This is a genomic window from Aliidiomarina haloalkalitolerans (assembly GCF_003987315.1).
GTDB classification, from domain to species: Bacteria; Pseudomonadota; Gammaproteobacteria; order Enterobacterales; family Alteromonadaceae; genus Aliidiomarina; species Aliidiomarina haloalkalitolerans.
In genome coordinates, this window is sequence record NZ_PIPI01000008.1 from 42,314 (window position 1) to 62,147 (window position 19,834).

A 19,834-nucleotide genomic window follows, 5' to 3' on the forward strand; every position below is an offset into this window, starting at 1 on the left:
GTCGCCGTCGCCGTTACGGGCTTGCACTGAGTTCTAAACGTCAGACGCTAACGGGCTGGCTCGTACTCAACAATGCGCCCTTGTAACTTCACCACTTCAAGTAACCGCGGTAGCTGTGCTTCTAAGCGCTCGCGGTTAATGTCGGGGCCAACTAATAATAATGTTAAGGTATCGCCGCTACTATTACGCACCACGCGGCTATAGGCAGCAAAACCTTGGCCACGCAATTCAGTGACTAACTCAGCAACACGGTCGGCATTGCGAAACGCCCCCAGTTGAATGGCCCAAGCTTCACCTTCGACCACCGGCGCTGCTTGTTCTGAACTTGCACGTTCAGCGTTAGCTGGGTCACGACCGGCTCTTTCCCCTAGCTGCGCTTCCGCCACTTCGCGCAGTCCCTGATCAACTTCGTGGTCAAGCTGGTCGTCAACCACATCACCTTCGTAAGCCGCTTCATTGCGCTCAGTTAGCTCGTCAAAGTTGTCAGGAAATTCAGGCCGACGCATTTGTGTGTCGACTTCGGGACGCAGTGGGCTGACTTGAAAGTCTTCTTCGGGTTGATAATTTTTGCCCGTTAAAAGGTCTGGCAAAATAATCACAGCCAGTGCAAGTACAATGACGGTACCAACAATACGATTCTGTAACGGACTAGCCACTTTCTACCCCTTTTGAAATGCTTTTTTTATCGCTGCAACGGTCAAGAACGATCCAAACCCAACAATAACATCATTTTCTTTGATGTCTACCAACGTCGCCTGTAAAGCTTCGCCAACGCTAGCAAATGTTTGGTAACGAACCGGCGCCTGCACGCGCTGTGGTAAATGTTTGACCAGCGTCTCCGCAGAGGTTCCACGCTCACCCGATAAAGGCGCTAGATACCATGCGTCAGCCAGCTCTGCAAACGGCGCCATCGTGCCTGCATGATCTTTGTCATTGAGCATGGCGCAAATAATCCGAAAACGGCTATGCGGGTAACGAACTTGCAATTCCTGACACAAATACTCAGCAGCGTGTGGGTTATGACCAACATCGACCACCAAGGTCGGCTGCGTTGACAACACTTCCATCCGCCCCGGTAAACGCGCTTGCGCCAAGCCTTGGCGAATGGTTTCGACGTTAAAACTAAGGCCACTCAACTGCAGCGCCGCGAGCGCGGTTAGCGCATTGGCATAAGGTAACTGCGGAATCGGCAAGTCTTTCCATGTGGCGCAAGGCCCATAAAAATCGAAGGTATCGGCGTGACGCTCTCCGCGAAACTCATGGTTCACTCGGTAAAAATCGGCACCAATGCTTTGCGCATGGTTCACCAACCGCGCCGGTGGCTCTGGGTCACCGCAGACCGCAGGCAGCCCTTGGCGATAAACTCCCGCTTTTTCGTAACCAATGTCGTCGCGGTTATTACCAAGCAAGGCCACATGATCAATGCCGATACTGGTTACCACAGCAACGTCAGCAGAAATGATATTTACCGCGTCGAGGCGGCCACCTAAACCCACTTCCAGCACCACCACGTCGGGATCCTTTTGCTGCACCAGCCACAACGCGGCTAGCGTCGAAAACTCAAAGTAAGTCAGGGAAATGTCGCCGCGCGCTTGTTCAATCGCTTGAAAGGCGGCTACGTGTTCAGATTCGGCAAGCTCTTGGTCGTTCCAACGCACACGTTCGCTGTAGCGGTCGATGTGTGGCGAGGTATAGGCAATTACCGAATGACCGGCAGCCATGGCCATGGTTTCCAAGTAGCGCACGGTGGAGCCTTTGCCATTCGTGCCCGCTACGACAAAGCAGCAACCACGCGGCGTTAGCACATTGAGGCGCTCGGCAACCGCACGCACTCGCTCAAGCCCCATGTCGATGGAACGATTATGAATGCTCTCAAGATAAACAAGCCACTGAGATAAATCCCAAGTGGCTTGCTCTGCAATCGACAAGTTCAAGTTGTTGTCTCTTTCAGTCTATCGTTAGTCCGCTGTTATTCTGCCGCAGCTTCCGTGTAGGTGGTTGGCAAGTGTTGGAACTTCGCCAACAAACCCGCTAAACGGTCACGCATGTCACGGCGATCAACAATCATGTCCACCGCGCCGTGTTCTAACAAGAACTCAGCCCGCTGGAAGCCCGGCGGTAAAGTTTCACGCACGGTTTGTTCAATAACCCGCGGGCCAGCAAAACCAATTAAGGCTTTCGGCTCAGCCACGTTAACGTCACCTAGCATCGCTAAACTTGCCGACACCCCACCCATGGTTGGGTCGGTTAATACAGAAATAAACGGAATACCTTTTTCGCTCATGCGAGCCAGCGCAGCTGAGGTTTTCGCCATTTGCATCAGCGACAATAACGCCTCTTGCATCCGCGCGCCGCCTGAAGCCGAGAAACACACCAACGGAATGTTACGCTCAAGACACACTTCTGCTGCTTTCACAAAACGGGCACCAACAACTGACGCCATCGAACCGCCCATGAAATTAAATTCAAATGCGGTGGCTACAATCGGATTGCCTTTCAAAGAGCCACTCATGGCCACTAATGCGTCTTTTTCACCAGTCGCTTTTTGCGCTGCAGCAATCCGGTCTTTATATTTTTTCGTGTCTTTAAACTTGAGTTTATCTTGCGGCTCAAGCTCAGCACCAATCTCCTCGCGACCATCTGGGTCGAGGAATGCGTCTAAACGCTCGCGTGCAGTGACGCGCATATGGTGGTTACATTTTGGACACACGTGCAAATTGCGCTCAAGGTCAGCACGATACAAAATCGCCTCGCAGCCTTCACACTTACTCCAAACTCCCTCTGGAATATTCTTCTTCTTACTCGATTGTGGCTTTGCAAGAATTCGCTCAATCCAGCTCATAAAAACCTTCTGTCTTTGACTACGCTGATCGTAATATGGCTGCACATTAAAGCATAAACTTACGCAATAGTGCAGTCTGAAGTGGTCTAAACTGTTGGCGAAATGCCGCCTTTTTAATCAAGATCGCCGATTTTCTCTGGTAAAAACAGTGGACCTAACGCCACTTTCGGTAACCCGAGTTCTTCCGGGTAAGCCACATTAACCAAATACAAACCGTTCGGCTTTGCTGTCGCTGCTGCTAAGGTCCGATCCCGCGCCGCCAATAAGTCCGCTAACCATGCCTTGTCTTGCTCGCCGCGGCCAACCGCACACAACGACCCGACAATGTTACGCACCATGTGATGCACAAACGCATTCGCCTGAATATCGACCACCACAAAGTCGCCATAGCGGTGCACGTGAATAAAGTGAATATTCCGATTCGGCGAATTCGACTGGCACTGTGCCGCCCGAAACGACGAAAAGTCCTGCTCACCTAGTAAACACTGCGCAGCTTCATGCATGCGCTCTGCATCTAGTGGCGCGTAAAAATGCGTCACTAAGTTCCCACCAATACCAGGGCGCAGCGGCGCATTATGCAACACATAACGATAACGCCGCGACACCGCACTAAAGCGCGCACTGAAGTCTTCAGGCACTTCTCGCACCCAGCGCACGGCAATGTCGGCCGGTAAGTTCGTGTTCACGCCCATGGTCCAAGCTTGATCGGCTCGCACACTAGTCGTGTCAAAATGCACCACTTGGCCAGTGGCGTGTACACCGGCGTCCGTCCGCCCCGCACACACCACCTGCACCTCATGATTCGCCACTTTACTTAATGCGCGTTCTAACTCTTCTTGAACACTCGTTACTGCGTGCTGACGCTGCCACCCAAAGTAGCGACTCCCGTCATATTCGATTCCCAAGGCAATGCGCATGAACGTCTTTTCTTTCCTTAACTGTCTTTCTTAACCCGTTTCAAGAGTTCCGCCGCTTCGTTGCGTAACGTTTCGTCTTCACCCTCAAGCACGTTTAAAATTGCCGACTCAGCTTCGTCGTACTCTTCCATCTCAATGTACGCCCGCGCTAAATCAAGCTGCGCTGCGAGCTGCTCACGCTGATGACGCACCGCTTCTTCTTCGGTTTGGCCTTCGTCTTCATCACTGTCGTCGTCAGCTTCCGCCTCGGCTTCTTCGATAATCTCGTCAATGTCTCGATATTCCGGCTTCAAAACCGGCGTAACAGGAACGCCTTCAGCAGTGTTTTCAATATCGTCTTGAACACTGGTCTCGGAGTCACTGGCGTCAGAATCACTGGCGACAGCTTCGCTCGCTTCGTTTTCGCGAGTTAAAAACTCAACTTCTGCTTCAGATCTCTCTTCTTCAAGTACTGTATCGTCAACACCTGCGTCATCGTTTGTCGCACTGACACTAGCACTAGCACCGGCACCTGCGTCACCGTCTGTCGCATCGTTTGTCGAGCCAGCCGCAACGCCAGCCGCTTCTTTCTTCGCGTTCGCTTCTTCAACCGCAGCAATATCGTCAATCTCAGCTTCGATTTTCTTAAACGCCGCCACTTCGTACGGTGACGCCGCCAGCGCTTTCGCAACTCGCGATTGACGCCGCACAAGAATCATCGAGAAGAAAATAAAGAACAAAGTAATCGCAGCCAACGCATAAACAATGTAGTCACGGTGCCACCAAGCGTCTTCGACCAGTGCACGCTGCCCTGAGCTCGCCGCTGGGCGCTGAGCCGAACTAGAAAGCTCGCGTTGAGCTTGCGCACGCTCTAAATCAGCATACTGCTGCAGCAGCGCTTGTTCATTGGCATTGGCGTCGGCTAAGTCAGCACGCAGCTGTTCCAACGTGCGTTCAAGGTCGCGCAAGCGCTCATTCAACTCGCTATTGCGGGCCGAAAAATCGTCTACATCGGCTTGCGCTGTTTGCAGCTCTTCACGCAGCTGTTCAATTTGCGCTTCATACTCCGCTTGTAGCGTGCGCATTTGTGCATTCAAGCGCGGCGACGGTAGGCCACCGAGCGCTTCGACCATGCTTTGCGTAGCTGAGGCTAAATCCACCTCGCGCACTTCCGCTAAAGTCGGCACATGCAAATGCACACCGCGCAGCAATTCATGAATGTTGCCATTCGGAAACGCATGGGGGTTCTTCTCCATGAAGGCCACCATGGTTTGATACACTGAAACACTACGGTCTGGGTGATAACGATTGGCGATTAACCAAAGCGTGTCCGACGAGGTCGTCGGCCCGTGCGTTTGTCGCGCCTCGGCAGCTTGCTGCTCAACTTGTGGCGCATCAAGCTCACCAGACTGCTCTTGCACTTGGCCAGCACCCGCTCCGAAAAGCAGTGCTGGCGTCAGTGCCAAACTTGCAATCAAGCCCGCACTCATTGCGAACGCTTTGGTGTTGTGACGTTTTCTTTCTGGGTATGCATTTTTCATTATTTTTATTCCCTGCCAGAAAAATAAAGCGATTAAATCAGCTCGCGCTGAACAAACTTACCAATAATCGCGCAATAAATGTTCTGCGATTTGCACGCTGTTGGTCGCCGCACCTTTTCTAATATTGTCGGCAACCACCCATAAATTCAAGCCATTCGGGTGGGTATAGTCTTTGCGAATCCGGCCGACATACACGGTGTCATGACCCGCAGCGTTACCCACTTGCGTTGGGAAGTCCGCATTCGCTTCAAACACTTCCACGCCCGGTGCGTTCGCCAGCAAGCTCTTCACCCGATCAACGTCAATCGGCATGCGCGTTTCTAAGTGCACCGCTTCGGCGTGACCAAAGAACACCGGTACCCGCACCGCCGTGGCATTCACCATCACCGTCTCGTCACCTAAGATCTTCTGGGTTTCCCAGTGCATCTTCATTTCTTCTTTGGTGTAGTCGTTGTCTAAAAACACATCAATTTGCGGAATACAGTTGAACGCGATTTGACGACTAAACTCGTTAATTTCGACCGGCTTACCATTCAGTAACGTCGCCGTTTGCTTAGCCAACTCGTCCATAGCCGACGCGCCAGCGCCTGAAACCGACTGATAGGTCGACACGTTAATCCGCTCAATTCCAAACTCGTCATGAATTGGTTTCAGCGCCACCAACATTTGAATGGTCGAACAGTTCGGGTTAGCAATAATATTGCGGTTGCGGAATTCGGCAATCGCATGCGCGTTCACTTCTGGCACCACCAATGGAATGTCTGGCTCGTAACGGAACTGACTCGTGTTATCGATCACCACACAACCTGCGTCCGCAGCTTTCGGCGCATACTCAGCTGAAATGCTGCCACCGGCCGAGAAAAAGGCGATATCGACCTGGCCCCAGTCAAAGGTTGCTGCGTCTTCGACGGTAATTTCTTCGCCACGAAAGCGAACGTCTTGCCCAGCAGAACGGCTACTCGCTAATGGAAACAACTTCTTTACTGGGAACTTGCGTTCTTCCAAGCATTCGATCATTTGCTTGCCAACCAGTCCGGTTGCACCTAGCACCGCCACATTCACTTCAATACTCATGTTCGCTCCACTTCAACTTGAAAACCAAGCGCTTGCAATCGACTCGCAATTGCGTCGCCCGCTTCGTCACTTTCCTTTCTCAGTCTCGCCGCACTTAATTCGCGACGATAACGATAATTCTTGCGTAATTGATCAAAACCCGCCGGGGTCATACCCTGCTGGCGAAACGCCTGATCATCATCTCGCACTGCATACACGGCTGCAACCCAATCAGCGATTTGCGCCAGACTTATTTCCGCATTTGCCACAACGTCGGTAAATACCAACTCACTTGGCAGCACGTCGTGCAATGCCATTTTCGGCTCAACCCCTTGCCACTCGCACCACTGCTGGTACAACTGATAAGTGCCCCGAATTTTACCTTCAATACTATGTCCTGCAATATGTGGCGTGGCAATTTCTGTCACCGCAACCAAATCAGGGTTCACGGCCGGTTCATGCTCCCACACGTCCAACACCAGCTTGACGTCGGGACGCTTGCGTTTCCAAGCCAGCAAATCTGCGGCGTTGACCACCGGCCCACGACTGGCGTTGCAAAAAATCACCGTACTTTTCAATCGCTCAAGCTCGGCCGCAGTGAACAAATGATACGTCGCGTGCTCACCTTCGCGCGTTAACGGCACATGACACGAGACCAAATCTGCTTGTGCCAATGCCGCCCAGTCAACGTAATCGGTACCTTCTGGTGCCGGCAACCCGGCTGCTTGCCGAGGTGGGTCAATCACATGAACCGTCATCCCCAAGGCCAACAGACGCTGACAAACCTGCGTACCGGTATGGCCTGCGCCAATCACGACCGCATTCAAGTTAACCGAAGACAGGCTATTTGCGACGCCATCTGTCGCGTTATTATTTATCGCCAGCGCCGCTTGGTTACCCTTGAACAGCACCGCCAACACAGCCGCTAAAATATACTCACCCACCGCAATCGCGTTGCAACCTGGTGCACTGACAAAGCGAATGCCCTTTTCGGCCAGCAGCGGTTGGTCAACGTGGTCGGTGCCAATCGTTGCCGTACCGACAAATTTCAAATTCGGTGCTTGTGCCAACAACTCAGCGTCCACTTTGGTCACCGAACGAATCAGCAACACGTCGCAGTCCGCTAATTCCGCTGCCGGCGGCTGGCGGTCACTGTAAAACACCAGCTCGTGCTCGCTCGCGCTAGCGCCTGCGGCTTCCGCGCTAGCGGACATAAAAGCGCCTGCGGCTTCCGCGCTAGCGGACATAAAAGCGCCTGCGGCTTCTGCGCTAGCGGACTCAAAAGCGCCTGCGGCTTCTGCGCTAGCGGACTCAAAAGCGCCAGCAGCTTCAGCGTTAGCTGACACAAAAAGCTCATGTGCTTTCGGCAAATTTTTGTCGATCAACAGTTTCATCGCGACCCCAAATTAAGTTCGCCTATTATGCCGAGAAAATCACCGAAATCCCAATAGAAAAAGCCGAGACACGCAGGCCTCGGCTTTCACATCAATCGCTTGCAGGCAAAACCGGAATTCGCGATTCCGTGCCCAGCAGTCTTACGCGTACTTCTTAAACACCAACGACGCGTTCGTACCACCAAAACCAAAGCTGTTTGACATCACCAAGTTCAGCTCACGCTCAACCGGCTCCATCACAATATTCATGCCCACAGCTTCTTCGTCCAGCGTATCAATGTTAATTGAAGGGGCTACGAAACCGTGCTCCATCATTAACAACGAATAAATCGCTTCGTGCACGCCCGCTGCACCTAAACTGTGACCCGTCATTGCTTTCGTGGCACTGATTAATGGTGTTTTAGCTGGGAATACTTCGCGAATTGCGGCTAATTCTTTCACGTCGCCCACTGGCGTACTGGTTCCGTGCGTATTCAAGTAGTCGATTTCGGCGTCTAAATCAGCCATCGCCATTTGCATACAACGCACCGCGCCTTCACCTGAAGGAGCAACCATGTCATAACCGTCAGAGGTTGCGCCATAGCCAACGATTTCACCGTAAATCTTCGCACCACGCGCTAACGCAGTTTCCAGCTCTTCAATCACCACGATTCCGCCACCGCCAGAAGGCACAAAACCATCACGGTCAGCGTCATAAGTACGCGACGCTTTCTCAGGCGTATCGTTGTACTTAGTGCTCAACGCGCCCATGGCGTCGAATTCCATGCCCAGCGTCCAGTGAAGCTCTTCACCACCACCAGCGAATACACGGTCTTGCTTACCAAGTTGAATCAACTCTAAGGCATGACCAATACAGTGCGCGCTGGTTGCACAGGCAGAACTAATCGAATAGTTCACACCTTTAATTTTCTTCGGTGTCGCCAAACAAGCTGACGTGGTCGACGCCATACAACGTGGAACCATGTACGGACCCACGCGCTTCACGCCTTTCTCACGCAAAGTGTCTGCAGCCGCAACTTGGTGCTCGCCCGACGCGCCACCAGAACCAACCACTAAACCCGTACGTGGGTTCGAAACTTCTTCATCAGTCAGTTTTGCGTCAGCAATCGCTTGCTCGAGTGCAATGTAAGCATACGCAGCCGCGTCGCCCATAAAGCGCATCGCTTTGCGGTCGATAAGCTCACTTACATTAATCTTTAAATCACCCCAAACCTGACAGCGCAGGCCCATTTCAGCAAAACTTTCTGAACGGGTGATACCTGATTTACCAGCCTTAAGTGAGGCCAGCACCTCTTCTTTATTGTTACCAATACTGGATACAATTCCGATGCCAGTGACTACTGCTCGTCTCATTGAATCTGTCCTATGATGAAATTTGCGTTATCATACCTGTTCCAAACGAAAACGGAAATGCGCACAGCAAGTGGTCGGCTGTCTTACGCAATGTCCAACTTCCCAATATCGCCACGAAAAGCTAGGGACAAGCTTGGGAAGAGTTTAGTACAAGCTCATGACTACGAACTTAAAAAAAGCCAAAAAAAAGCCAAAAAAGGTCGAAGAATATGTCCGGTTCGTCCGCAACATCCCCTGCTATTTCGTTTGCGTCGGTACAGTTTGACGCCCAAGGGGTACCTGAGTCCACCCATTATGACGACATTTATTTTTCTCGCGACGACGGTGTTGCCGAAAGCAAGTACGTGTTTTTACAACAAAATGGTTTACCCGAGCGTTGGCAAAACCTCAAACCCGGCCAAGTTTTTCACATCGCCGAAACCGGATTCGGTACCGGCCTAAACTTCTTGCTCACGGCTGCTGCGTTTTTGCATGCGTTGGCGTTGCAAAAAGCGCCTGCGGCGAATGCGACAGCATGTAACAAGAAAGCGCCTGCGGCTAACGCGTTAGCGTTACAAATGCTGCACTACACCAGTTTTGAAAAATCCCCGCTCCGTCGTCAAGACCTCGAGCGCGCCTTGAGCCATTGGGCACACATACCCGAACTGCGTGAATTAAGCGCCACCCTGCTGCGTCATTACCCCATGCAGTTAAGCGGACAGCACCGCTTGCACCTGCACCCAAACATCACCCTCGACCTAATTTTCGCCGATGTGCTAACAGCTTTACCAGACTGGGCCGCCAACCATGCCGATAGCGTCGACGCTTGGTACCTCGACGGCTTTGCCCCGAGTAAAAACCCAGACATGTGGCAACCCGAACTTTACCGTGGCATCGCCCGTAGCATGCGTGCCGGCGCAACCCTTGCGACGTTCACCGCCACCGGCCACGTCCGCCGAGGCTTACAGCAAGCCGGCATTCATATGCAAAAAGTTCCAGGCTTTGGCAGCAAACGAGAAATGCTCCGCGGCTATCAACAGAAACTCGCACAACCACAGAGCCGCAATCCTTTCCTTAAGCAGTCCGCCAGTAGCCGCCCACAAACACTTTGCATCATCGGCGACGGTATTGCCGCAGCTTCGTTATTATGGGCATTACGAGACTACCCCGGCAACATCACGCTGCTGCAACCCAGCCAAGGTTGGGCCACCGGCGCCTCTGGCAACCCACAAGGCGCGGTTTATCCCCTGCTGCAAGCCAACTGGACACGCACTAGCGAGTTTTACAGCCATGCTTTTCTTTACGCCCAACGCTTGTATACCGAACTTGCTCCGCAGGCCGTTAATTTCTCCGGCGTGCTTGAATTAGCAACAGGTAGCGACGCAAACCGTCGCATTCGTAAACTACTTGCACTCGGTGCTTACCCGCAAACCCTCGTGCAAGGCGCAACGCAACAACAAGCCAGCACCATCGCTGGCATCGCCCTACCCGCACCCGCATTGTATTACCCCAATGCCGGTTGGGTGCAGCCCACTGAACTGGTAGCCAGCATCGCAGAGCAAGCATTGGCGTATCGCCAGCAACATGGATTAACAACAGAAGTGAAATCTGCGACACAGGTTGTCGCAATAGAAAAAACCGCGTTGTTGTGGACCGTCACCAACACAACCGGCAGCAGCGATGCGTTTAACCAACTGGTACTCGCCAATGGCGCACAGCTCGCTGACTTGTTACCGCAAGCGACGATTCCGATTCGCCCAGTACGTGGGCAAATTACTCAATTAAATGTAGAACCAAACTCTGAGCTAGCGCAATTGAGAACCGTGGTGTGTCACAAAGGCTATATAACGCCAGCCACAAAAACCGGCGACCAAGCAACGTTGTGCATTGGTGCGACTTTCGACAAAACCCGCAGCAGCAACGACTATATCGCTGCCGACGACGATGCCAACTTACAACAACTCTGTGACGAACTTGGCTATACCGTCGACGCCAGCGCCATCGCAGCCAGCCGCGCTAGCGTCCGCGCCACAACACCAGACCATCTGCCTGTAATTGGCCAAGTTCCTTGGGTACGGACGCGATACAACGCAGAATCGGTGGCGGAAAATGTCGCAGAAACCTATACAAACTTATGGGTATTGAGTGGACTCGGTGCCCGCGGTTTTACTAGCGCACCTTTATGTGCAGAAGCGTTAGCCAGTCAAATTATGCAGCGCCCAAACCCGTTATCAGCTTCACTCGCCGCAGCACTCGCCGCCGACCGGTTTGTACAAAAAGCTATCTTGCGCAAGCAAGATCCCTTAAGCCTGCGCTAACGTCCTTCAATCAAATAATAATTAATCAGTTGCTGCTTAGAAATCAAAAATATCCATTACATTGACGCACTTTGAATTTGTGTCAGTTTTTGGCGCCACTGAGAACTTAACGTTGAGTGTTTGAGATTTTCAAGAACACGCTCTCGCTCAATGCGATTTAAAGATAATCTTTTAAATGCTTTACGAAACTGCTCTGGCTTTAACTGCTCGGGCTCCATAACCGACAGCCCCCGAAGAATTAAGCCTTCAGGTTGGTTCAGCCATTTCAGTTTACTAGCTGCGACATGTTTCACTTCAACGATCGAATTTCCGACCTTAAATTCGCGCGAAGGACCATTTGTCCAATAGACGGTCCGAGCAGGAGCTTGCGTTTGCAGTCCAAGACGATAAGCAGCTTCAAAACCTTGCTCAGCGAGTTTGTAACCATGCGTTCGTGCCCAAACCTTTGCTACCTCTTCAGGGCTAGGCATGACTCTTACACCTGGTAAGCTTTCGATTGACCTAGGACGAACGTAAAATCCTTTTGACACACGCACAATTTCACCTGACTTCGCCAGGCGGCTAAAAGCTTTTTGAACTGTAGCTTCAGAACCTAGCTCGTAAAATCCCTCTATGGAAAAGGGAGTCCCTTTTCTCATACGAGCAATTCGAGCTTCAACTTGCGCGGCAATAGACATAAACAAAACCTGACACTTAACTTCAATGTTAAATCATTATAGGCCAATAAAAACAACATGTATAGCAGCTTTTATGTCAGGTTTATTCTTATAAGGTAAGTAAAATTAAGACTTCAAACTGATGAATCTTAAAGGTCTTGAAGCTTGTAAACTAACCTGCGTCTTTCAGGCGCGTCAGCATGTTTTGAACGTGAGCGCGGTCTTGTGGGTTCAGCTCTTCTTTACTGCGCTCAAGTGCCGCATCAAGCTGTGCCCAAAATTGTTCCGGGTTGTGCTCGCCAGCAAGGTCGCACTGCGCCACGATCAGGTCAAAATGCCCGCGCAAATAACCGCTAGCAAATAGCTCATCATCACTACCCGTTTCTACCGCATGGTCAAACACCGGCTCAAGCTGCTCCGCATAAGCAATAATCGATACTGCAGACTCATTCGACATGCATTTCCCCTTCCAAATTTGCGCTCTTATTTCGACAATTTGCGCTTTTATTTCTATCAAAAGCACTGATATTTTCAGGCCGCAAGTGTACTTGAAATCGAGCCAAATCTCATGCTTTTTGATTCTCCGTGTCGTCATTCCCAAAGACCCCCACCAATAGCCCAGCAACAGCTGCGCCACTCGGTAATTTCTGCTATTCTTGCCCGCACATTTGCAATTGCATTCAACTGGTATATTCAATGTCTGACTTTCGAATTGGTTTGTTTTACGGGTCTACCACCTGTTTTACCGAAATTGCGGCCGAGAAAATGCGCGACTTTATCGGTCCTGAAATTGTCGAATTGCACAATATCAAAGACACCCCACTGGCATTAGCGGAGTCTTACGACCTGCTTATTTTTGGCTTAAGCACCTGGGACTTTGGTGAAATTCAAGAAGACTGGGAAAGCCGTTGGCCAGAAATTGCCAACCTCGACCTGCGCCACAAAACCATTGCACTCTATGGCATGGGCGACCAAATCGGTTACAGCGAGTGGTTCCAAGACGCACTTGGCATGCTCGACGAAGCCATTCAGCAAATTGACCCAGACAACACCATACGGCGCATTGGCTATTGGCCAAACGAAGGTTATGACTTTATGGAGTCGAAGGCGCTGACCGCCGACCGCAGCCACTTTGTAGGCTTGGCACTCGACGAAGATCAGCAATATGAATTGTCCGACGAACGCATCGCCGCTTGGTGTACACAAATACTTGAGGAAATCGCTGAAGGCTAATGAGCGAACGCGCTAGCGTTTTAGCAAAAGCAGACGTTAGCGTTACAAAAGCCAGCCCTGAGCCAACGCGATAGCGTTATAAAAACAGCCCTGAGCCAACGCGCTAGCGTTATAAAGAATACCCATCCAGCCAAGCTCTCACGGTCGCAATCAACTCGTCAGCCTGGTCGCTGGTATACGCCACCGCAGGGCTCGCGCCCCACACTGGCTTTGGCCAAGCCGGGTCAGTTTGAAAACGCACCACATGATGAACATGCAGTTGCGGCACCATATTGCCCAGTGCCGCGACATTTAACTTATCACCGTTAAAATGCTGCATGATCCGCTCACCGAACCAACTCGACTCACGCATGAACTCGCGCTGATCGCTTGAATTCATTTGAAACAGCTCCTGAATTTCAGCGCGCCGAGGCACCAGAATGAACCACGGATACTGGCTATCATTCATCAGTAACACTCGGCACAGCGGCAAGTCACCAAGCACAAAGCAATCTTGTTCAAGTGCTGCTGCGAGCTGAAATTCGGTCATACTTGTTTCCTTTTCCCGGTGCTAAGCACTTGAACTTACCTAAGTGCTAAGCACTCGTACTTAGTTAGCAAACGTTGCGTCACCACGGAAAATCTTGCCGAAGTAACTGTCGCTCAACCAATACGGTGCTTGGTCGTCATTGGCAATTTCCATACCAATCGCAAAGTTAATGTCAGTAAACAACGCGCCGAAGTCATAACGAATGCCACCAAAGTTTTCCATCAAGCTTGGTAAGTCATCGCTCGGACGATGGTAATGGTTAGCAAAGAACTCACCCCACACTTCACCGCCGTCTTGGTCTGGGTCTTGTGACGTAAAGCCAGTCATCAGGAACACTGCAGGCACACCTTGACGCACCAAAGTATAGTGATCAGAGCGCGTGAAAATAGCTTGTTCTGGCATTGGGTCTGGGCTTAAAGCGATATCAAACTGCCCCGCAGCACGCGCAACCACAGCACCTAACGAAGAATGGTCCGCACCAAACGCCACCACGTCCGCAAACGGATACAGTAAAACCGGCATGTCGAGGTTCACGTTCGCGACGATTTGCTCCAGCGGCACGGTCGGATGGTGAGCGAAGTAATCGGCACCCAACAAGCCACGCTCTTCTGCCGTGACTGCTGCGAACAGAATCGAACGACGCGGGCCATGGCCAGCTGCCGCTGCTTCGGCATACATACGAGCGGTTTCAATTAACACCGCCACACCAGCTGCGTTGTCTAGCGCACCATTGTTTACCGCCGACGTTGAGCTGAAGTCACGTGCCAAACCAACGTGGTCTGAGTGTGCGGTGTAAATCACATACTCGTGCTTCAAGTCTGGGTCCGAACCTTCAATCATCGCAATCACGTTCGGGCTGGTAATTTCTTCAAACCGCGACTCGCGCATTAAACTGGCCGACGCTGATAATTCAAATGCTGCTGGACGTTCACCCGCTTCGAGCACAGCAAAAATATCTTCTAAACTATACGGTGAGTTTTCAAAAGCTGGCTCGGCCGCACGATAGTCCACATACGCACTACCAACAATTTGGCTAAACTCTTCAGTCACTTGACCTTCAGGCGACAACCAACGCATGCGCGGGCCTCCGCCAAACAACACCGAACGCTCGAACGGACGAATTTCTTCCATCGCTGGCGTGTGCAACGTAATCACACCCACCGCACCACGTTCAACCGCATTGCGCGATTTCTGCGCGCCAAGGTGCGCCGCTTCTTCGCTTGGCAAACCTTCGGTTCCACCACTCAAGGTAATCACAATTTTGCCATTCACATCGACACCAGCGTAGTCGTCAATGCCAAACGCTTCCGACACCACACCGTAACCAGCAAATACTAACGGCGCACTCACTTCAGCAAGTTCATGGGACACGCTTGCGCCGGTTGAGAAATGCTTGCGGTACTCCAGCGTGTGATCGCCAGAGTCTGTGTGCAACACAAACGTCGGCTGAGTTTCGGTTAAACGTGCGCTGCGGAAGGTAATGCGCTGATAGTAACCGTCAGTGCCTGCAGGCTGCAGGCCTAAGGCAGTAAATTGACCGGCAATATAAGCCGAAGCAATTTCATGGCCGCGAGCACCCGTGTCACGACCTTCAAGTAAGTCGCTCGCGAGAAATTCAAGGTGCGCTTTTACCGCATTTTCATTCGCTTGTGGCGGCGTGTAGGTACTTGTTTGCTCAACCGGAGCCGGTGAACAAGCACTAAGAGCTAGGGCGAGCAAGGCCGCCGAGCTCAGCGTGAATTTTGCATGGTTGCTCGCAGGCAAACGCTGCAGACGAGGTGTTTGTGTCATTGTTATTATCCAAGTCAGAGAAATAAAAGGCCTTCTAAGCCCTAGAGTATATCAGTCTCGCTCACGAAATAACCCACCCGCCAAAAAGTTATCGCAGTTTATTTACCGTTAATCGCAGCGACGAGTAACAACACTTGCGTATCACTAAGCTTGACTGTAATGTTATATTATTACATTATAGATATCAGATACGATTGATACCGCAGATAAATGAAAATAAATACGGAGTGCAGTCCCTACTATGTTTAAGCCAACGTCTATTGCTTTAGCAGTTTCAGCAATTTTAGTGCCTTCTTTGGCTTTCGCCGACAAACCGGATGCAAGTACCGAAAAAAGCTACGAACGGATTGTTGTAACCGCATCACCACTTGAGAAAACCGCATTAGAAACCGCCCAGCCAGTGTATGTTCTGCACGGCGACGAACTACGCAAATCAGAAGCAGCAACCCTCGGTGAAACCCTGCGCAACTTACCGGGCGTACAAGCAACCTATTTTAGCCCAACCGCCAGCAGCCCAATTATTCGAGGCCTTGAAGGCCCTCGGGTTAAAATCGTACAAAACGGTTTGGACGTCGCTGACATCTCACGCGGTGGCCCTGACCACGCGGTCTCAACCGAAGCAAGCACAGCACAACAAATCGAAGTTCTGCGCGGCCCTGCAACCTTATTATTCGGCAGCGGCGCCAGTGGCGGTGTCGTTAACGTCGTTGACAACCGCGTCCCGCGTCAACCGATTGACGGTATCGAAGGTGCCTACACCCTGCGTTATAACAGTGTTGCCACTGAGCGTAGCGGTAGCTTTGAACTCAACGCCGGTAATGGCCGCTTTGCTTGGCACTTAGACGGCTTCAAGCGTCGTGCCAACGATTATCGCGTTCCGCGTTTCGTGCCAGGTGGGGAGCATCATGACGATCATGATGACCATGGCCATGCGCACGACGACCATGCACATGATCACCATGACGATCACGCTGCAGACTACACCCGCCGCATCGACAATAGCTTTACCGACGACCAAGGCGCAACCATTGGCGCTAGCCTCTTTTTCGACAACGGCTTTGCTGGCCTTTCATTCGGCCGTTTAGAACGCGATTACGGATTGCCGGGTCATAGTCACGGTGCCGACGAGCACGACGCCGAGCATGACCATGCTGATCACAGTGACGAGATATTCGCGCGCATGCGCCAAGACCGCTTCCAAGCCATCAGCGGTTTAATCAACCCGATCCGTGGCATTGAGCGCCTTGAATTCAACTTCGGTTATACCGAGCTGACACACGAAGAAATCGAAGACGGCTTCGTCGAAACCGGTTTTAACCTTGAGCAAACTGAACTGCGCGTTATCGCTCGTCACAGCCCAGTTGCCGGCTGGCGTGGTGCCTTCGGCTTACAGTACAGCCACCAAGACTACGACTCGTTTGGTTTTGAAGCCTACACCCCACACACCGAAACCGACCTCATGGGCGTTTTCTGGATTGGTGAGCGCGAAATTCAGCCAGGCATGAGCTGGGAACTCGGCGGTCGTATCGAAACCGTTGAATTACACAGCCACGGTTTTGAAGACTTAGAATACACGCCAATGAGCTTGTCGACCGGCCTTAACTGGCAAGTTGCACCAAGCTTGAAACTCTCGTCAAGCGTAAGCTACAGCGAGCGTGCACCGCACGCCAACGAGTTGTTCTCAAACGGCCCACACTTTGCCACTCGTAACTACGAAATCGGCGGTGTTTATACTATCGCCCATAATGATCACTACCATGATCACGACCATGGCCACGATAGTCATGGTGAATACCACTATACCTTGGCAGCGGCAGAGCGTGCGCTAGAAAAAGAGCGGTCAATGAACCTCGACTTCGGTTTCCACTTCGAAGGCGACAAGTGGCATTTAGACACGAACTTGTTCTTTAACCGCGTGAACAACTTTATCTACCTGCACAACACCGGGTTAGTGAAGGGTGACCTCGACACTGAGTTATTCCATGACGGCCATGACCACGATCATGGGCATGATCACGGTCACGATGATCACGGTCACGCGCACAACATCGACGATCTGCCGGTTTACCAATACCGTCAGCGCGGCGCTGAACTGTACGGCTATGAAATTTCAGGTCGCTACGTGTTCAACCAAAACTGGAAACTGAACGGTTTCTCAGACTACACCCGTGCAGTGTTCAGTGACGGTGGTAACGTACCACGCATTCCATCGCAACGGGTTGGTTTAAGCGGGACTTACACGCAAGAAAAGTGGGACGCAACGTTAGATTACGTGCACTACATGGCTCAAAACCGTACTGCGGAAAACGAACACAGCACCGACGGCTTTGGCCTACTCGGCTTGCGCTTAAACTACTACCCAGGTTACATGGGTGGTCAGGACTTCGCGGTGTACTTCAAAATCGACAACATCACCAATGAACTTGGCTATGCACACAGCTCATTCATTCGTGACTATGCGCCACTGCCAGGCCGTAACTTCGGCATTGGCTTCCGCGCGTCGTTTTAATTGACTTGAGTTAACCGCCAGCAATCGCTGCAATAATAAAGCGCCCGTAGAGCATTGGTTCTACGGGCGTTTTTGTTTAAACAAGCTCTAATTCAAGCCTTTGCTCTCGGTATTTACCACACGCCGTGCAGCAAACGTCACATGAATGTGCTTGTTATCATTGCCCCAGCGGCATTCGTTCGGGCGTTGCATGTTGTCACACCACGTTGGCTCGCCGAGAATCGCTTGCACTTCGCTATAGTGCATACCAACCGCAATTAAGTTGTAATTAGTTCGCGTGACTTTCGGGTCCGTGCAGGCTGTGAGTAAGAACACACCTGCTGCGACAGCTAATGTCGCAAGAACACTTTTTCCCTGTAGCTTTCGATTAAGCATAAAAACCTCCTAACGAGGTAAGTCAATCTGCTGTTGGTCCAACTGCTCTTTGGTTTTTCCATGCGGCTGCGGACGCCGCGTTTCTGGATCAATATGAACAAAAACAATGTCATCCGCGGTACAAATATTCTGCTTCGTGCCTTTATTACGCACAATGCAAGTTACCGTTAACGAGCTTCTACCGACTGCTTTTGTCGCTAAACCAAACTCAACCACATCTCCCTGAAACGCCGACGCGTCAAACGTAATTTCACCAATGTGCTTGGTGACCAAACTTTTCTGGTCGAGTTGGCAACTAGCATAAATATAGGCTTCTTCGTCGATCCATTCGAGAATTCGGCCACCAAATAAGGAGCCAGCAAAATTGAGGTCATTCGGCATGACCAAGCGACGAGATAGAAAGCGCATAGAAACTCCGTTGCATGTGTTGACGTTATAAATTGATAATAACGATACAGTGAGTATAAAGGAAAATTATCAAAACCATAGGAGCGAGGATTAAAAAGCATTAAAAATAGGTTTGACCAAATCAAAATTCACGTCAATAATCAACGTGCATTGATAAAAACTTAAACCAAGAGAGTTAAACATGGGCAATCATGAGGCTGGTAGAGTTCTGAAAGAAATACTCCCACTTGGAATGGTGGCGACAAAACAATGGTTGCAAACTCAAGGACTAAGTTTACATTACATAGACAACGCAGTCCGCCGAGGGGCATTGATAGTCATTGTGCCCGGTGTTTACTATCGCGATGGAATTCAGCTAAGTTGGCAAGGTCTCGTCGCCTCGCTTCAACGTATGACCAACTCACCAATACATGTCGGCGGAGTGTCCGCTTTAGAGTTACATGGTGTGACTCATTTTATTAGTCGACAATCAATCCCAACTGTTACTTTATATTCGCCTTCGAGATTACCTGCATGGCTTAACAAATTCAACGCTGGAGCACAGTTCGAATGGCGTGGAACCAAACGTTTATGGTCGGACTCATTTACTAGTGACGAAATTTGTTTACGTCAGCAGGAGTGGTTTAAAGGCCTACCTGAAATATCTTATTCGTGTGCCGAACGAGCTTATTTAGAAGTGCTACACGATGTGCCCAACCAAATGAGCTTCGAGCACGCAGACGCTCTTCTTCAAGGGCTATATAATCTATCGCCTCGCAAATTAGAGCTTGCGCTCACAGCTTGCACAAGTGTTAAAGTTAAGCGGCTATTTTTCTGGTTAGCAGAGCGTAATCAACATGCCTGGTTTAAGTACTTAAAACCCGAAAAATATGATTTAGGTACAGGTAAGCGCGTCATTGCGACGCAGGGCCGACTAGAAAAAAAATGGCAGATCACAGTTCCTCGGGAGATGTAATG

At 51.1% G+C, this 19,834-nt stretch carries 18 protein-coding genes; 4 read left to right on the forward strand and 14 right to left on the reverse strand.

Going from position 1 to position 19,834, the window contains the following annotated elements:
• Positions 1–47: 47 nt before the first annotated feature.
• From CWE06_RS10300 to fabB, 8 genes are all read right to left on the reverse strand, one after another.
• The gene (locus CWE06_RS10300; RefSeq protein ID WP_126793806.1) at positions 48–656 is read right to left on the reverse strand and encodes an SPOR domain-containing protein; all 609 of its coding nucleotides are present in this window, start codon (positions 654–656) and stop codon (positions 48–50) included.
• Positions 657–659: 3 nt separating this feature from the next.
• Positions 660–1,934, reverse strand: coding sequence for a bifunctional tetrahydrofolate synthase/dihydrofolate synthase (folC, locus tag CWE06_RS10305; protein WP_126793808.1), 1,275 nt, complete (start codon positions 1,932–1,934; stop codon positions 660–662).
• A gap of 35 nt (positions 1,935–1,969) precedes the next feature.
• Complete coding sequence (gene accD, locus CWE06_RS10310; protein ID WP_126793810.1) at positions 1,970–2,842, reverse strand: acetyl-CoA carboxylase, carboxyltransferase subunit beta; 873 nt, start codon at positions 2,840–2,842, stop codon at positions 1,970–1,972.
• A 113-nt stretch (positions 2,843–2,955) separates the two neighbouring features.
• The gene (gene truA, locus CWE06_RS10315) at positions 2,956–3,759 is read right to left on the reverse strand and encodes a tRNA pseudouridine(38-40) synthase TruA (protein WP_126793812.1); all 804 of its coding nucleotides are present in this window, start codon (positions 3,757–3,759) and stop codon (positions 2,956–2,958) included.
• A gap of 17 nt (positions 3,760–3,776) precedes the next feature.
• A complete protein-coding gene (locus tag CWE06_RS10320; protein WP_126793814.1) occupies positions 3,777–5,279 on the reverse strand; it encodes a FimV/HubP family polar landmark protein in 1,503 nt (500 codons plus the stop codon).
• Between the two features lie 57 nt (positions 5,280–5,336).
• Positions 5,337–6,353 carry an aspartate-semialdehyde dehydrogenase gene (locus tag CWE06_RS10325; protein WP_126793816.1) on the reverse strand — a complete coding sequence of 339 codons (1,017 nt, stop codon included), beginning with the start codon at positions 6,351–6,353 and terminating at the stop codon, positions 5,337–5,339.
• A complete protein-coding gene (locus CWE06_RS10330) occupies positions 6,350–7,726 on the reverse strand; it encodes a 4-phosphoerythronate dehydrogenase (protein WP_126793817.1) in 1,377 nt (458 codons plus the stop codon). Before CWE06_RS10330 ends, CWE06_RS10325 begins: the two co-directional genes overlap by 4 nt.
• 141 nt (positions 7,727–7,867) lie before the next feature.
• A complete protein-coding gene (gene fabB / locus CWE06_RS10335; RefSeq protein ID WP_126793819.1) occupies positions 7,868–9,079 on the reverse strand; it encodes a beta-ketoacyl-ACP synthase I in 1,212 nt (403 codons plus the stop codon).
• Between the two features lie 209 nt (positions 9,080–9,288).
• Between fabB and mnmC the strand changes: the two genes are divergently transcribed.
• The gene (gene mnmC, locus CWE06_RS10340) at positions 9,289–11,376 is read left to right on the forward strand and encodes a bifunctional tRNA (5-methylaminomethyl-2-thiouridine)(34)-methyltransferase MnmC2/FAD-dependent 5-carboxymethylaminomethyl-2-thiouridine(34) oxidoreductase MnmC1 (RefSeq protein WP_126793821.1); all 2,088 of its coding nucleotides are present in this window, start codon (positions 9,289–9,291) and stop codon (positions 11,374–11,376) included.
• 56 nt (positions 11,377–11,432) lie between these two features.
• Here mnmC and CWE06_RS10345 read toward each other — a convergent pair whose 3' ends face one another.
• Entirely contained in the window at positions 11,433–12,053 is a 621-nt protein-coding gene (locus CWE06_RS10345) for a DUF6088 family protein (protein ID WP_126793823.1), read from the reverse strand.
• Positions 12,054–12,204: 151 nt separating this feature from the next.
• On the reverse strand, positions 12,205–12,489 hold the full coding sequence (locus CWE06_RS10350) for a YfcL family protein (RefSeq protein ID WP_126793825.1): 285 nt from the start codon (positions 12,487–12,489) through the stop codon (positions 12,205–12,207).
• Positions 12,490–12,728: 239 nt separating this feature from the next.
• Here CWE06_RS10350 and fldB point away from each other — a divergent pair, with 239 nt between their 5' ends.
• Positions 12,729–13,265 carry a flavodoxin FldB gene (gene fldB, locus CWE06_RS10355; RefSeq protein WP_126793826.1) on the forward strand — a complete coding sequence of 179 codons (537 nt, stop codon included), beginning with the start codon at positions 12,729–12,731 and terminating at the stop codon, positions 13,263–13,265.
• Between the two features lie 109 nt (positions 13,266–13,374).
• Here fldB and CWE06_RS10360 read toward each other — a convergent pair whose 3' ends face one another.
• Positions 13,375–13,794 (reverse strand): HIT domain-containing protein, encoded by a 420-nt coding sequence (locus tag CWE06_RS10360; protein ID WP_126793828.1) that lies wholly within the window; start codon positions 13,792–13,794, stop codon positions 13,375–13,377.
• A gap of 60 nt (positions 13,795–13,854) precedes the next feature.
• The gene (locus CWE06_RS10365; protein ID WP_126793830.1) at positions 13,855–15,585 is read right to left on the reverse strand and encodes a M28 family metallopeptidase; all 1,731 of its coding nucleotides are present in this window, start codon (positions 15,583–15,585) and stop codon (positions 13,855–13,857) included.
• Between the two features lie 241 nt (positions 15,586–15,826).
• On the opposite strand from CWE06_RS10365, the gene CWE06_RS10370 reads away from it, so the two are divergent.
• Positions 15,827–18,094 carry a TonB-dependent receptor gene (locus tag CWE06_RS10370; RefSeq protein WP_126793832.1) on the forward strand — a complete coding sequence of 756 codons (2,268 nt, stop codon included), beginning with the start codon at positions 15,827–15,829 and terminating at the stop codon, positions 18,092–18,094.
• 87 nt (positions 18,095–18,181) lie between these two features.
• Here CWE06_RS10370 and CWE06_RS10375 read toward each other — a convergent pair whose 3' ends face one another.
• Positions 18,182–18,469, reverse strand: coding sequence for a hypothetical protein (locus CWE06_RS10375; protein ID WP_126793834.1), 288 nt, complete (start codon positions 18,467–18,469; stop codon positions 18,182–18,184).
• Between the two features lie 9 nt (positions 18,470–18,478).
• Entirely contained in the window at positions 18,479–18,877 is a 399-nt protein-coding gene (locus CWE06_RS10380) for an acyl-CoA thioesterase (protein ID WP_126793836.1), read from the reverse strand.
• A 181-nt stretch (positions 18,878–19,058) separates the two neighbouring features.
• Between CWE06_RS10380 and CWE06_RS10385 the strand changes: the two genes are divergently transcribed.
• Positions 19,059–19,832: a type IV toxin-antitoxin system AbiEi family antitoxin gene (locus tag CWE06_RS10385; RefSeq protein ID WP_126793838.1), complete on the forward strand. Its 774-nt coding sequence runs from the start codon at positions 19,059–19,061 to the stop codon at positions 19,830–19,832.
• The last annotated feature ends 2 nt before the right edge of the window (positions 19,833–19,834 follow it).